At 45.5% G+C, this 15,622-nt stretch carries 12 protein-coding genes and 1 pseudogene; all 13 read right to left on the bottom strand.

The window, feature by feature from the left end; genetic code table 11:
- Window positions 1-1,160: 23S rRNA (uracil(1939)-C(5))-methyltransferase RlmD (gene rlmD / locus MSA64_RS08635; protein WP_287891340.1), on the bottom strand; the 1,160-nt coding region annotated here is incomplete at its 3' end.
- A gap of 2 nt (window positions 1,161-1,162) precedes the next feature.
- A complete protein-coding gene (locus MSA64_RS08630; protein ID WP_022172357.1) occupies window positions 1,163-1,426 on the bottom strand; it encodes an HPr family phosphocarrier protein in 264 nt (87 codons plus the stop codon).
- Between the two features lie 12 nt (window positions 1,427-1,438).
- Window positions 1,439-2,725, bottom strand: coding sequence for a CdaR family protein (locus tag MSA64_RS08625; protein WP_154432080.1), 1,287 nt, complete (start codon window positions 2,723-2,725; stop codon window positions 1,439-1,441).
- Window positions 2,703-3,563, bottom strand: coding sequence for a diadenylate cyclase CdaA (cdaA, locus tag MSA64_RS08620; RefSeq protein ID WP_154432091.1), 861 nt, complete (start codon window positions 3,561-3,563; stop codon window positions 2,703-2,705). The genes MSA64_RS08625 and cdaA overlap by 23 nt, the downstream gene beginning before the upstream one ends.
- A 43-nt stretch (window positions 3,564-3,606) precedes the next feature.
- A complete protein-coding gene (locus MSA64_RS08615) occupies window positions 3,607-4,572 on the bottom strand; it encodes a hypothetical protein (protein ID WP_173884291.1) in 966 nt (321 codons plus the stop codon).
- Window positions 4,573-4,594: 22 nt separating this feature from the next.
- A complete protein-coding gene (locus MSA64_RS08610; protein WP_154432078.1) occupies window positions 4,595-4,984 on the bottom strand; it encodes a hypothetical protein in 390 nt (129 codons plus the stop codon).
- 119 nt (window positions 4,985-5,103) lie between these two features.
- A complete protein-coding gene (locus MSA64_RS08605) occupies window positions 5,104-5,817 on the bottom strand; it encodes a ComF family protein (RefSeq protein ID WP_022172352.1) in 714 nt (237 codons plus the stop codon).
- The gene (recD2, locus tag MSA64_RS08600) at window positions 5,807-8,068 is read right to left on the bottom strand and encodes an SF1B family DNA helicase RecD2 (RefSeq protein ID WP_227616459.1); all 2,262 of its coding nucleotides are present in this window, start codon (window positions 8,066-8,068) and stop codon (window positions 5,807-5,809) included. The genes MSA64_RS08605 and recD2 overlap by 11 nt, the downstream gene beginning before the upstream one ends.
- Window positions 8,069-8,071: 3 nt before the next feature.
- On the bottom strand, window positions 8,072-9,061 hold the full coding sequence (locus tag MSA64_RS08595) for a rod shape-determining protein (RefSeq protein ID WP_106491965.1): 990 nt from the start codon (window positions 9,059-9,061) through the stop codon (window positions 8,072-8,074).
- A gap of 125 nt (window positions 9,062-9,186) precedes the next feature.
- Window positions 9,187-12,024: an excinuclease ABC subunit UvrA gene (uvrA, locus tag MSA64_RS08590; protein WP_287891335.1), complete on the bottom strand. Its 2,838-nt coding sequence runs from the start codon at window positions 12,022-12,024 to the stop codon at window positions 9,187-9,189.
- Window positions 12,025-12,231: 207 nt separating this feature from the next.
- Entirely contained in the window at window positions 12,232-13,365 is a 1,134-nt protein-coding gene (gene hemW, locus MSA64_RS08585) for a radical SAM family heme chaperone HemW (RefSeq protein ID WP_277664239.1), read from the bottom strand.
- Between the two features lie 92 nt (window positions 13,366-13,457).
- Window positions 13,458-14,777 (bottom strand): glycosyltransferase, encoded by a 1,320-nt coding sequence (locus MSA64_RS08580; protein WP_287891334.1) that lies wholly within the window; start codon window positions 14,775-14,777, stop codon window positions 13,458-13,460.
- 5 nt (window positions 14,778-14,782) lie between these two features.
- Window positions 14,783-15,622 (bottom strand): annotated as a pseudogene (locus tag MSA64_RS08575) (elongation factor 4); the annotation flags it as partial.

Below are 15,622 nucleotides of genomic sequence, written 5' to 3'. Positions count from 1 at the left end.
TATGATTCCACCCTCTGCAGACAGGTAATCACCTCGCAGTGATCTGTGAACGGGAACATGTCCACCGGGCAGATCTTAGTTACTTTGTATTTTTTCTTTGTAAGATATCCAAGGTCTCTTGCCAGAGTTTCCGGATTGCAGGAAATATAAACGACTTTCTTTGGTGCCAGTTTTATAACAGACTGAAGAAATGCTTCGTCGCTTCCGGCTCTCGGAGGATCCATGAAGACTACGTCCATCTTTTCACCCTGTTCTGCCATGGAGACCATGAAGGCTCCCGCATCTGCCTGATAAAAACGAATGTTTTTCACACCATTCCCCTTAGCATTGCCGATGGCATCCCTGACCGCATCACGGTTTAACTCCACACCAATCACTTCTTTTGCCTGTTTGGAAGCGATCATGCCGATGGTTCCGATACCGCAGTAGGCATCCAGAACTTTCTCTTTTCCCTTCAGGTCTGCCAGTCGGATCGCTTTCTTGTATAACCGTTCTGTCTGCACCGGATTGACCTGATAGAAGGAATGTGGTGAAATCCGGAAGGTATAGCCACAGAGTTCATCCTGAATATATCCTTTTCCATATAAGACGATATTTCGTTCTCCCAGGATCATACTGGTCTTCTTGTCATTGATATTGAGCACGATGGATGTGATCTCCGGATGCTCTTTTCTGAGAGCCTTCACAAAGTTATTCTTGGAAGGAAATACCGGAGAAGCAACTACCAGAACTACCAGCATCTCCCCTGTCTTTCTTCCTGTACGGATCAGTACATGGCGAAGAAGACCGTAACCGCTGTCCTCGTTAAAAATCTTGATCTTAAAGGATTTTGCCAGTTTGCGGATGGTCTGGATCACTTCATCGGCTTTCTGATCTTCGATCTGGCAAGATTCGATGGGAACCAGTCGGTGACTGCTTTCTTCGTATCTTCCCACTGCAATATCACCGTTTCTCATATGCTTATAAGTAGCATGGACTTTGTTCCGGTAATAATAGGGATCTTCCATACCAAGGATCGGCTCCGGTTTTCCATAGTCCTTTAACAGTTTTCGTACTTTCTTCTCTTTTTCTTTCAACTGTTTTTCATATGGGATTCCCTGGTATTTACAACCGCCACATTTTTTCTCATAGGGACATTTTACTTTTTCTTCTGTTTTCATCTTTATTCGCCCAGTCCTGCTTCTATGGCTTCCACCATTTTTTTCAGTGCTTCTTCTTCGTCCTCACCCTCGCAGATCAGTTCAATCTCATCTCCGCTTTTGACACAGGCTCCAAGTACACTCAATACACTTTTTGCATTAGAAGTGCCTCCTTCAAAAGAGAATGTGATCTTTGCTTTAAACTGCATCGCTGTCTTACATAATTCTCCTGCCGGACGCAGATGCAGTCCGGTAGGATTCTTTATTGTAACTTTCTTACTTACCATCTCAAACTTCCTCTACTCACTTGTTTTTTCTGCCTGATTCAGCTGTACGGTAGCCTGTACCTCTTCTACCTGTTCATAACCCTCCGGCAATGTTATGGTAACCGGAAGTGTATATTCCCCTGCTGTTTTTCCCGTCAGATCAATAACCGCTTTGATATCTTCCACCTTCAGCGCATTCAGATTTGCTTCCGTTCCTTTGACACGGATAGAAATCTTTTCTTTATTATAACTTACTCTCAGATCGGAACTCAGTCCCTGTACCTGAATTGCATCTGCTTTCAGGTCGTATTCCCGGCTGCCATATGGAAGGATACTGACTTTCACAGCTACAGACTGTCCTACTTCTTCCGGAATCTTCAGTTCCTCTTCCTCTGTGAGCAATGCGCTGAGTTTTACATTTGCTTCCAGATCGGAATTGATACCATCCACATTGATCAGTTCACCAGGAATCTCCAGAGTATTTCCATTGTCCTCCAGTTTTTTTAATGCTTCTTCACTTCCGGCGATTGAAATCGTCTCCGGCGTTGTAGTAATCTTATCCACCTGGTATCCTTTTGCCGGAGTACCGCTGTAATTCGCCTTGATCTTTACGTTATCTTTTACCCGCCATAATTTCATAGACACATTTACATAATGATCATCACTGATATTAAAAAACTGCAGATATTCTTCCGACATCGGTTCGCCATTCTGATCGATCAGTGTGATTTTCGCTTTTTTCGTAGCATCTGATGACAACCCGTCTGCCTCCACTGTAGCTACCACGCTCTTAATTTTATTTACCACTGATTCCGGACCCTGAATCTGGATCTTCTCCGGATCTGTACTGCATTCTCCTACTACATAACCGTTTGCCGGTGTTCCTGTAGCCATACCGATGATCAGGAATTCCTTCGTGGCGGTATCCTCGATGGTTACCGGTATCGTCTTCGGAATAATGGTCACATCTTCTTCGGAGATTCCGCTGACAGACTTCAGTGTAACCGGTACATACGCCGGATTGGTATCCATATTAACGATCTGTGTCAGATCCGCCTCCACCGCAATATCCGTTCTTCCCTCAACCACTGATTTTTTTCCGGTCACATAGACCGTTACCGTCTGATATTCATCTGCGATCTGATAGGATTTTCCGGCATCATAGATATATCCGTCATTTTTCACTTCTACCTTTATTCCGGAATACCGTACGTTGGTTCTTACCGGATCGATTGTTCCTGAAACGAGGATCCAGATCACGCAGGCAATCAAAACGGAAATGATCTTCAGGCTGAGATTATTTGCCAGTTTTTTCTTCATGTTTTGCCCGTCCTTTCCATATTCTGGCAAGACCTGTTGTTTCTTTATGGTCTTTGCGTGTCTTCATACTGTTCAGGCGTTCTCTGAGTGCTCCCGGTGTCACACCGATTACAATCTTACCGCCGTACGTATAAGAAACCTTTCCGGTCTCTTCAGAAACAATAATTGTCAGTGCATCACTGACTTCACTGATTCCCACACCGGCACGGTGACGGGTTCCCAGACTTTTATTCAGTTCCAGATTATCTGACAGTGGCAGATAGCAGGTTGCCGATACGATCCGGTTATTTCTCACAATCACAGCTCCGTCATGAAGCGGTGTATTGTGTTCGAAAATATTAATCAGCAGCTGACTGCTGATCAGCGAATCCATGGCGATTCCGGTCTTCTCATACTCCTGAAGAATAATGTTCTGTTCCACAACGATCAGCGCACCGGTCTTTACTTCCCCCATTGCATATGCTGCATGGATCAGTTCACCGATTGTCCGGTCCGTGATACGCTCATCCATCTGCTTGCTGCTGTCAAAAGGAATCAGATTTGACAACATCTTTTTTTCTCCCAGCTGCTCCAGTGCACGGCGAAGCTCCGGCTGGAAAATGACCAGCACGCCGGTGATCGCAACCACACTCAGCTGTTGACAGATCCATAAAATCGTATCCATCCGTAAAATAGCTGCAATAATCAGAAAAACACTGACAATCAGAACACCTTTTAACAGTGTATACGCTCTGGTATTCTTGATCCATACCATCAGATAATATACAAAAATCGCAATCAGCAGAATCTGTACGATATCAATAATTCTAATAGAAGACGGCAGTGAAAACTTTGTCATACGCAGATGATATTTGATAAATTCTATAACATTTCCCACTGATTCACTCCCTTTCCCGGTTTCTTATAACAGCGGAATCCACCGGTACTTCTTCCGGTTTCCGTCCACTGCTTTTTTTCATATCTTTTATCTTTGGTACTGCTTTTACATAATAGTAATATTCATCATCTTCAAACTGCAGGCGTTCTGTCCGCTTATAATCCACATGAAAGAAAAAGAATTCCAGAATCTCCCCGACAAACACACTGACCATCGTTCCTGCCACCAGTGGTACCACCGGAATCGTTGCCTCAAGAAAAATTCCTCCGGCAGCCATAATGATCATATATGCAATACCGCCGCCAAAAACCGCAATATGCCAGGCATATTCCACTTCCAGTCTGCGTACCACATAGACGATCACCAGAACAGTAACAAATGCAATAATCGTAACCATCATCTCCTGATTTTTCATCAGTCCGTCCGAAAGAAACTGGAGATTCTGTATCTTTTCTTCTTTGTCTGCCCCGGTCAGAACCGAAGCATTGTCAGAAACAAGTTCCATAAAATAATATAAAATCACACCAAAGCCTGCACTTATTGCAGACGAAGGTGTTCTGGTCAGGCCGTAACCGATAGGGATCAGACACGGCACACCAAAAGAAAATGCTACCGGTGTCAAAAGTAATACCAACGCATCCTGGGGTGTAAAGCGCAGATACAGAATCACCATAATCACGATCAGCGCCAGTGCAAATCCTGCAATCTCTATGCCAATACCATAACACTGACCAACGATCAGTCCCATTCCCAAAAACACCATCAGATTCCACGGCATGATAGAACAGATCAATGAAGCAAGTAACACCACAAAAATCTGATCGAGTCCTTCCACATATGGCAGCAGCCTGTTGATTTCTTCAAATACAAGAAATGCCAGGAGAAACTTAAACAGTACCAGCAGATAGCTTCCATAACTGGCATATAACATTTTCAGTTTTCCCTTCAATTCCAGCAAAGCATTTTCCATCCTGCTGTCCTCCTGTTTATTCTTATTCCTCTTCGTACAGTGCTTCCAGCTCCCTGAGCCTCCGTTCATAAGCGGCTGCTCCTTTTTGGGCTCTTCCGTACCGGATCGTATGCAGCGTGTAAGTAACCACCGAATACACACCAATCGTCACCAGATATCCGCCAACGATCATCATACCGATCCAGGTTACATTCAGAGTATGTAGATGCTCAGCAAGAAATTCTGCAAAATAAGCTCCCACAAGTAACAAAATCACCAGATATCCGATACTTGCCAGGAAAAAATTGCGAAACAGTGCCAGACCGATATAATCACTGCGATAATACCGGGCAATCCGCAGTTCTTCTTTCCCTTCTCCGCTTTCATATCTTGCCAGCTTCGTCATCAGACGAATCTTTTCTTCCTTCAGCATGTGTCCTCACCTGACCGTTTCAACTGTTTTCCGTTATCTCTGATTCTTTTCTATGCCTTTTGGACAAAATCATACATGATTTATTTTACCATATCTTTCCGTGCATTAAAAGGGACTTTTTAAATTCCTTTACCGATACACAATGTCAGAACATAAACATTTTTCACCCCAACTGCCTTCAATTTTCCGGCAATTGCGTTCGCTGTACTTCCTGTGGTGTAAATATCATCTACAAGAAGAATATCCCGATACATTCCTGCCTCTTTTTTTACAACAAATGCCCGTTCCATATTCTTTTTTCTCTCTTTTCTACTCAGCTCTTTCTGTGCTTTTGTGGATTTTTTCCGCAGTACCAGATCGGTACGAAGGGGTATGGAAAACCCTCTGCTGATTTCCCGTGCAAGGACTTCTGCCTGATTATAGCCTCGCACACTTTTCTTTTTTCTGTGAATGGGAACCGGAAAGATCACCTGTGGATGTACCTGTCGGATAAAATCCGCTCCGTATAATCCCATCAGTCTCCCGAGAAAAATGCCGTATTCTTTCCGTTCTCTGAATTTCAGTCCCATCAGAGATTCTTTCAGTGGATCTTCATAAAGGAACAACCCTTTTGCCCGGGTAAATGATGGCTCCTGCCGGTTGCAGTCATAACAGTATTCCTGTTCTTCCCGAAGCAGCGGTTTCCCGCATTTTTTACAATTTGGCTCCCCGATCGGTTTCGGCATCCTGCGCCGGCAGCTGTGACACAGGTATTTTTCCATGCTTCCAAGCACCTCATCACAGAATGCACACCGCCTCGGATACAGCCAGTCCAATAATTTTTTACTGTTCATTCATTTCCTCGATCCGCTGACACAGGCTGGTATACCGTTCCTTTTCCTGTTTGTTTCGGATCATCTCTTCAAAAGTCACTTCACTCCCAAGGATCGTCACGCAGGTACGTGCTCTTGTAACGGCCGTATACAGAAGATTTCTGCTCATCAGCATCCTTGGACCCCCGAGAAGTGGCAGAATCACTGCCGGATATTCACTTCCCTGAGATTTATGTATTGTGACTGCATAAGCAAGTTCCAGTTCATCCAGCTGTTTAAAAGAATACTCCACATACCGGTTTTCTTCAAAAACAACCGTCAATGTCTCTGCAAAGGTATTGATTTCTTCTATGATACCCATATCACCATTGAAAACACCGACTCCTTTATCCACAGCGATACCGTACTTCCCACGGATTTCCCACTCCAGCTGGTAGTTATTCCGGATCTGCATGACTTTATCGCCCTCTCGAAACAGTCCTTTTCCGGTTTCTTTTTCTTTCTTTTTCGCATCCTGCGGATTCAGATATTTTTGCAGAACCTCGTTTAATCTTTCCACTCCGAGAAGCCCCTTCCGCATCGGTGTGAGAACTTGAATATCCAGAGATTTTGCTTTCACATATGGTGGCAGTTTTTTCTGTACCAGATATACGATACCGGCTACGATCACATCTGCATCATACCTCTTCAAAAAGAAAAAGTCTTTGCTTTTGTTATCGATTTTTACGGTTTCTCCACGGTTGATCTTATGAGCATTCATGACAATATCACTCTCCGTTGCCTGTCGGAAAATTTTATTCAGTTTCACTACCCTGAAGCACCGGGAATCGATCACATCTTTTAAAACCCTTCCCGGTCCCACACTTGGCAGCTGATTGACATCACCCACAAGAATCAGTCTGGTTCCCACCTGTACGGCACGAAGCAGTGCATGCATCAGGGAAATATCCACCATCGACATCTCATCGATAATGATCACATCTGCCTCCAGCGGATTCTCCTCGTTTCTTTCAAAATGTACTGCTGCAGATGAATCGTCCATCATTCCCGACAGTTCCAGAAGTCGGTGAATCGTAGATGCCTGATAGCCGGTTGTCTCCGTCATTCGTTTTGCCGCTCTTCCCGTAGGTGCCGCAAGAAAAATATCCATGCCTTCCATCTCAAAATACTGAATAATGGCATTGATCGTCGTGGTTTTTCCGGTACCAGGACCTCCGGTGATAATCAGAAGCCCATTTTTCACTGCCTCAACCACTGCATCTCTCTGCAGTTCATCCAGTTCCAGCTCATTTTTCTTTTCAATGTTTGCCAGCCGTTTCCGAATCGTTTCTTCATTTTCTTCCGATTGAATATTCAATTCACACAACCGTCGCGCCGTATCCAGTTCCAGATAATAGTACTGGCTGCCATAAACGATCCGTTCCGTCTCCGGTTCTCCATTTTCATTAACTGCGCCTTCCACCGGAATTTCTTTTATTACCACTTTCCGCTCAATGGCAAGATCCATAATATGTTTTTCCATATGCTGTGGCTCCACTCCAAGAAGCTCCGAAGCCTTTGCCAGAAGTATTCGTTCCGGCAGATAAACATGCCCGTCCTGAGCTGCCAGCGTCAGCGTATAAAACAGACCACTTCTGATCCGATAATCGGAATCGGTATGGATCCCGATTCTTCCGGCAATCTCATCTGCAATCCGGAAACCGATTCCCTGGATATCTTCTGCCAGCTGATATGGATTCTCCTTCAATACCGTATAGACACGGGAACCATATTTTCCATAGATCTTCACACCGAGACTGACGGAAATACCATATTGTTGCAGAAACATCATTGCACTTCGCATCTCTGATTTTTCTGCCACCTGCTCTGCGATCTCTCTGGCTTTTTTTTCACTGATTCCCTTTACTTCTGCAAGACGTTCCGGTTCCTCATCAATGATCCGCAAAGTATCGTCTTTAAACTTTCGCACAATTCTTGCAGCTAAAGCGGCTCCCACGCCTTTGATAGCGCCGGAGCCGAGATATCGTTCCATAGCGATGGAATCTTCCGGAAGTTTCGTTTCATAAGACTCCATTTTAAACTGCTGTCCATATGTGGCATGTTCCACATAGAAACCATGAAGTTCAAGAAGTTCCCCCTCGCCTACATATTCAAATGTCCCCACACAGGTCACTTCCGATCCTTTTACAATCAGATTCAACACTGTATATCCATTATCTTCATTTCGAAATATGATATGATCCACATACCCTTCGATTGTATCCTGTGACATGCTTTATTTTCCTAACTCTTCCATTACTTCCGCATACCGTCCGGTTCCTTCGGCTACCACACACGCCGGATTCTCTGCTGTCATGGTGTTAATTCCCGTTCTCTGGCTGATCACCTCTTCAAATCCGTCCAGAAGTGCTCCGCCTCCGGTCAGGACAATTCCCCGATCCACAATATCCGCAGCCAGTTCCGGTGGCGTCTTCTCCAGTACACTGTGCACTGCTTCCACAATTTTTGTGGTGCACTCCTGCAATGCCTCCCGTACCTCCTCTGATGTAACGGTGACAGTCTTCGGAAGACCGGTGATCACATTTCTTCCCTTCACTTCCATCGTCTCTGCCTGCGGCCGCTTGCACACTGTTCCGATCTTCATCTTTATGGCTTCTGCAGTCTGCTCTCCGATAAACAGATTGTGTGCCTTTCGGACATGGCGGATGATTGCTTCATCAAAATCATTGCCCGCTACCTTGATAGATGCGGAAACCACCACACCCCCAAGGGAAATTACCGCAATATCTGTGGTTCCTCCACCGATATCGACAACCATATTGCCAAACGGCTTGGTAATATCAATACCGGAACCGATTGCTGCTGCAATGGGTTCCTCAATGATATATACTTCTCTCGCTCCCGCCTGGTAAGTAGCTTCTTCCACAGCTTTACGTTCCACTTCTGTCACGCCGCTTGGCACACAGATGCTGATCCTTGGCTTGCGAAACGCCTTTCTTCCCATTGCTTTTTGTATAAAATGTTTCAGCATCTTCTCTGTGATCGTATAATCGGAAATCACACCCTGCCGCAGCGGACGGATTGCCATGATATTTCCCGGTGTTCTTCCGATCATCTGACGTGCTTCCTCCCCGATGGCTTTGACCTTGTCTGCATCCTTATCATACGCTACTACGGAAGGCTCTTTTAAGACGATTCCTTTTCCTTTTGTATAAACCAGAATACTTGAAGTACCCAGATCAATTCCAATATCTGCTGCTGCCATAATAATCCCCTTTCTTGTACACTGCCTGTTCTCCCTCGGCGAATCCTGCATGGTCGCCCTTTTCGTTCCCTGTAACAGGCTTTCAGTTTATTATAATCAATTCCTATTGAAATGAAAAGTTTTTTTTAGAGGTATTTTTCGACATACTTTCCGGTATATGAGATCGGACTTTTTGCTATTTCTTCCGGTGTTCCCTTCGCAATCACCGTACCTCCCCGGTCTCCGCCTTCCGGTCCGATATCAATAATATAATCCGCTGTTTTGATCACATCCAGGTTATGTTCGATAACCACAACCGTATTGCCTCCTTCTGACAGACGCTGCAGAATCTCTATCAGCTTGTGCACATCTGCAAAATGCAGCCCGGTAGTCGGCTCATCCAGAATATAGATCGTCTTTCCGGTACTTCGTCTCGATAACTCCGTGGCCAGCTTCACCCGCTGCGCTTCTCCGCCGGAAAGTGTCGTGGATGGCTGTCCAAGACGAATATACGAGAGTCCGACATCATAAAGCGTCTCGATCTTTCTTCGGATAGACGGGACATTTTCGAAGAACTTCACAGCTTCTTCCACCGTCATATTCAGCACATCATAGATGCTTTTTCCTTTATATTTCACTTCCAGTGTCTCCCGGTTATAACGTTTTCCCTGGCAGACTTCACAAGGAACATAAACATCCGGCAAAAAGTGCATCTCGATCTTGATGATACCGTCACCGCTGCATGCCTCACACCGTCCTCCTTTTACATTAAAACTGAATCTTCCCTTTTTATACCCTCTGGCTTTCGCATCTGCGGTTGCCGCAAACAGATCTCTGATCTGGTCAAAAACACCGGTATACGTAGCCGGATTGGATCGCGGCGTTCTTCCGATCGGTGACTGGTCAATATTAATAACTTTATCCAGCTGTTCCATACCGAGAATCTCTTTATGTTCTCCCGGAATCGTCCTTGCACGGTTCAGTTTCTTTGCCAGGCTCTTATACAGTATCTCATTGACCAGAGAACTTTTTCCTGATCCGGATACTCCGGTCACGCAGGTAAAAACACCAAGTGGAAACTTCACATCGATGTTTTTCAGATTATTCTGTTTTGCCCCTTTTACCGTCAGCCAGCCGGTTGGTTTTTTCCGTTCGGCCGGTACCGGAATCTTAATCTTTCCACTCAGATAAGCGCCTGTAATAGAATTGTCATTCTTCATCAGTTCTTCTGCCGTGCCGATTCCTACCAGTTGTCCACCGTGTTCCCCAGCTCCCGGTCCGATATCCACGATACAGTCTGCCGCACGCATGGTATCTTCGTCATGTTCCACCACAATCAATGTATTACCGAGATCGCGCAGATGGCACAGTGTCTTTAACAGTTTATCGTTATCTCTCTGATGCAGTCCGATACTCGGCTCATCCAGGATATAAGCTACGCCCACCAGTCCGGAGCCGATCTGTGTGGCAAGACGGATTCTCTGTGCTTCCCCACCCGAAAGTGTTCCTGTCGCACGAGCCAGTGTCAGATAATCCAGTCCTACATCTACCAGGAAGCCAAGCCGGGCACGGATTTCCTTTAATACCTGTTCTCCGATCAGTTTCTGGGACTTCGAAAGTTCCAGTTCACTCATAAACCGATTCAGATTCTCGACAGACATCTCTGTGATCTGAGAAATATTTTTTTCTCCAACTGTCACTGCCAGTGCTTCCGGTTTCAGACGCTGGCCTTTGCAGGTACGGCACGGCGTGATCTGCATAAAAGTCTCGTATTCCTGTTTGGAACTTTCCGAACCGGTCTCCCGGTATCTGCGCTCCACATTTTTTATCAGTCCTTCAAAGGCCACATCGTACACACCTTCTCCGCGCTGGCCCTTGTAGTATACTTTTACTTCATGACCATTGGTTCCATGAATCAGAATATCGTGGATCTCCTTCGGATAATCCTGAAACGGCGTGGACAGATCAAAATGATATTCTTTACACAACGCATCCAGAATCGCTCTGGTAAAGCTTCCCTTTGTTGCACAGGACTGCCAGCCGAGTACTGCAATCGCACCTTCCTCGATGGACAACGACGGATCCGGGATCATCAGTCGCTCATCAAATTCCATCTTATATCCGAGCCCCAGACAATCCGGACAGGCTCCGAACGGATTGTTAAAAGAAAAACTTCGCGGCTCAATCTCATCAATGCTGATCCCGCAGTCCGGACAGGAAAAACTCTGGCTGAAGTTCAGATAGTTTCCATCCATCGTATCTACCACCAGCAGTCCGTCCGCCAGTGCCAGCACACTCTCAACAGAATCCGTCAGACGCTTTTCTATCCCCGGTTTTACCGCAAGCCGGTCCACCACGACAGCAATCGTATGTTTGATATTCTTATCCAGTTTTATCTCTTCAGACAGTTCGTACATATTGCCATCGATCTGCACCCGTACATAACCGCTTCGCTTTGCCTGATCCAGTACCTTTTCATGACGTCCTTTTCTTCCTCGCACAACCGGTGCCAGCAGCTGGATCCTGGTACGTTCCGGCAATTCCATGATCTGATCCACCATCTGATCCACCGACTGTTTTGCGATAACCTTCCCACACTTCGGGCAATGCGGGACACCGATTCTCGCATACAACAGACGAAAGTAATCGTAGATCTCCGTCACCGTTCCCACCGTAGAACGAGGGTTTCTGTTTGTAGACTTCTGATCAATAGAAATTGCCGGTGAAAGTCCCTCGATACTTTCCACGTTCGGTTTTTCCATCTGCCCCAGAAACTGACGGGCATAGGAAGAAAGACTTTCCATATATCGCCGCTGTCCTTCTGCATAGATGGTATCAAAAGCCAGTGAACTTTTTCCTGATCCGGACAATCCTGTCAGAACAACAAATTCATCTCTCGGAATATCCACATCCAGATTTTTCAGATTATTTTCATTGGCTCCACGAATCTTTATATATTGTTTTCCGGTCTTACGCACTGCCATTGTATTTTTCTCCTTTTGTTTTCCATGTGCTCCGCATAATCATACACCTGTAGATTCCGGGAGCGATCTGGCTCCTTTACATCCTGTTCCCTTTAACCTGCTCCGCACATTTTCTATGGTTTCTCCATATGCATCAGAACAGATGTTCTTTTAATTGTACGATATTTTTTATTCACTGTCAATCTGCCGTTTTTATTTTCCGCCTCTTTATTCATCCAGCAGAAAATCTGCCATGATCGGATTGCTGACACTGATTCCGGCTCTTGTCAGAGCGATCCTGTCTCCTTCTATTTTCAACAATCCCATCCTACTGTATTTTTCCAGCACCGGTCCGTATACTTCTTCTACGGATCTTCCGAAATTTTTCCTGAATTCGTTCCGTGATACACCACAAAGCAGCCTCAGGCCCAGAATCATGGTTTCTTCCATCTGATCCCCTACTGTCAGTGTTTCCCGGTCCCGTCGGATCGATTCCGGATTGCCGTTGAATGCCCCATACACCCTCATGTCTCTCAGGTTGGTAAACCGCTGATTTTGAAACAGAGATGCACTTCCCACACCAAATCCCAGATATTCTTTTCGTGTCCAGTATCCCAGGTTGTGCCGGCATTCTTTTCCTTTTTTGGCATAATTAGAGATTTCATACTGATGATATCCATATGACTGTAAAATCTCCCATGTCCGCTCATACATCCGCCGTTCTTCCTCCTCGTCAGGAAGTTCCGGTTTTTTCTCTGCAAAAGGGGTTCCCTCTTCGATAATCAGGCTGTAGGCCGAGATATGCTCCGGTTCCATTCCTGCGATCACCTCCAGACTCTTCTCCCAGGAAGTCAGATTCTGTCTGGGCAGACCGGACATCAGATCCACATTCAGATTGGCAAATCCCGCTTCTCTCGCCATTTGAAAACTTTCCTGAAACTGTGCCCAGGTATGAATCCGTCCCAACAGTTTCAGTTCCGTATCGTCTGTAGACTGACAGCCAAGACTCAGCCGGTTGATTCCCGCTCTGTGATATCCTGCAAGGTTGATTGCTGTCAGCGTTCCCGGATTGGCTTCCATCGAGATCTCAGCATCTTTTTTCAGACAATATGTGTCCCTTACCACCTCCATCAGTTCCTCCATCCAGTCCCCCGGAAGAAGAGAGGGCGTACCACCGCCAATATAAACAGATATAACTTCATATTCTTTTGCCTGAGGTCCCACCGCTGCAAGTTCCCGCAGCATGGCATCCAGATATACCCGCCGGCTCTTCTCATCGGCAGGTCCGGATAAGAAATCACAGTATTCACATTTTCGGATACAAAACGGAATATGTAAATATAATTCCAATTCTTTTTTCATCTTACTCTTCCTCAACTTTGGCTCGTTAATTTTCCCTGTAACGTAAAAAACTGCAGGCAGAACGTTGATCCTGCCGCAGTTTTTTTGCATATTTATTGTAGTACCTTCTGCATATTCTTTTTGATTTTTTCCGTCAGATATGCATATTGCAGCAGTTCATCCTCACTGAAACTCTGGTAGCAGGTCTCATCGTACTCCCGCTGTACATTAACAAGTGCTTCTTCCACCTGCGCGGCTTCCGGCAGCATCCAGACGGTGATTCTGCGATCCTGAGTTTTTTTCTCTCTGCTTTCCTGTATACGGATATACCCTTTTGCCATCAGCTTCTGCAGATGCAGCGACAGACTTTTTCTGGTCATATTGGTATAATCACTTAACTCTCTTCTGCTGACCGGCTGTTTCAGATGGCTGAGATAAAGAAGCAGACGGATCTCCGGAAAAGTAAGATCAAACTGGCTTGCCACCGGTTCAAGATACCTGTCAAAAAGTTTCCGGCTCCGGTATTCATCCATCAACACTCCTTCTCCTTCTACGGCTTCCAGGTACAGACTGCTTCGCTCTTCCCCAAGCTTCTGAGAACCTGGCAGAATCGTCGGTGCAACCATCCCGTCTCCCGCCGCATCGATCAGAAAACGATATACCTGCAGACGGTTTTTCTCGTATTCCTCTTCATCCAGAACATTTTTATAAAAATCCTTATAGTAGGTAAATACCGTCAGCTTCATCTTGATCGTTTTCGACAGATTCATTCCCTGGCTTGCCAGAGAACCTTTCGTCTTCACATAATAATAAATCGGTGTATGCAATGCATAGAATCTTCTGGCATGTCGGATATACTCCAGATTAAACATAAAATCCTCACACCAGCTGATCTCCGGATTCATCTGCAGGTGATGTTTCATGATAATATCCCGCCGGTACAGCTTGTTCCACAGTACACCGTAATAAAAATCTGCCGGTTTTTCCATCATGCAGCCCACAAACGCTTCCTGATCCATCACGCCATTGATTTCGATATCTCCTTTATGAGACAGCCTCTCCCCGATCACCCGGTAGAAATCAGCAATCACAAGATCCGCCTGTTCCTCTTTTGCCGCCCTCACCAGAAGTTTCGTCGCATCCGGTGTGATCCAGTCATCACAGTCCAGAAACTGCAGATACTTCCCATGTGCCTGAGCAATCGCCATATTTCTGCTCTCAGACACACCGGAATTCTCCTTGTGGATCACCAGGACCCTGTCATCCGCAGCAGCGTACCGTTCACAGATTTCCCTGGTTTTATCGCTGCTGCCGTCATTGATCAGAAACAGTTCAAAATCTTTATATTCCTGTTTCAACACACTGTCCACGCATCGTTCCAGTGTCTTTTCTCCATTATAAACCGGAACGATAATACTTACTGCAGGTTTCATAGTTTTTAATCCTCATCCAGCTTCAGTACACTCATAAATGCTTTCTGTGGGATTTCTACATTTCCCACCTGACGCATTCGTTTCTTTCCTTCCTTCTGTTTTTCCAGAAGTTTCTTCTTACGGGAAATATCTCCACCATAACATTTTGCCAGTACATCTTTTCGCATTGCGCGAACAGTCTCTCTGGCAATGATTTTTCCGCCTACCGCTGCCTGAATCGGAATCTCAAACAACTGTCTCGGAATTTCTTCTTTCAGTTTCTCGCACATTTTTCTGCCGCGCTCATAAGCTGATCCCTCAAATACAATAAAGGAAAGTGCATCCACTTCTTCTTTATTGACCAGAATATCCAGTTTTACCAGTTCGCTTCTCTCATAGCCGATCATCTCATAATCAAAAGACGCATATCCTCTGGAACGGGATTTTAATGCATCAAAGAAATCATAGATAATCTCATTCAACGGCATATGATACGTCAGCAGTGCTCTGGTTGTCTCCATATATTCCATTCCCTGATACTGTCCACGCCGCTCCTGACAAAGATCCATGATCGGTCCGATGAATTCTGTCGTTACCATGATCTCTGCTTTTACCATCGGCTCTTCCATATATTCAATAGTTGACGGATCCGGCAGATTGGACGGGTTCGTCAGATCCATTACTTCACCGTTGGTCTTGTGTACTTTATAGATAACACCCGGTGCTGTTGTCACCAGATCCAGATTGTATTCTCTCTCCAGACGTTCCTGGATGATCTCCAGATGCAGCAGTCCGAGGAATCCACAGCGGAAACCAAATCCGAGGGCTATAGATGTCTCCGGTTCATACTGCAGCGAGGCATCATT

Source organism: Oliverpabstia sp. (assembly GCF_022785585.1).
Classification (GTDB): Bacteria; Bacillota; Clostridia; order Lachnospirales; family Lachnospiraceae; genus Oliverpabstia; species Oliverpabstia intestinalis.
Note: the sequence above shows the minus strand (reverse complement) of the source record. Positions and strands in the feature narration are given on the sequence as shown.